This is a genomic window from Colwellia marinimaniae (assembly GCF_002207865.1).
Classification (GTDB): domain Bacteria; phylum Pseudomonadota; class Gammaproteobacteria; order Enterobacterales; family Alteromonadaceae; genus Colwellia; species Colwellia marinimaniae.
In genome coordinates, this window is the sequence record NZ_BDQM01000353.1 from 1 (window position 1) to 258 (window position 258).

Below are 258 nucleotides of genomic sequence, written 5' to 3' on the forward strand. Positions count from 1 at the left end.
ATCATACTCGACTCCAGCAGTGGCAATGCCGGTATCTCTTACAGCATGATAGGCGCCTCCCTGGGGTTTCCCGTCACCATAGTCATTCCCGGTAACGCCAGCAATGAACGCAAGCAACGTTTACTGGCCCATGGTGCCACACTTATCGAGACAGATCCTTTAGAAGGTTACGATCAGGCGCTACGTCATGTACGCGACATTTATGCCGATTCGAAGGACAAATATTTCTACTGCGATCAATACAGTAACCCATTCAAT

Annotated in this window: 1 protein-coding gene; it reads left to right on the forward strand. The window is 48.8% G+C overall.

Annotation, left to right across the window (positions count from 1 at the left end; genetic code table 11):
• Positions 1–258, forward strand: a 258-nt coding sequence (locus tag MTCD1_RS19615; RefSeq protein ID WP_143760202.1) for a pyridoxal-phosphate dependent enzyme, incomplete at both ends; no start/stop codon positions are given.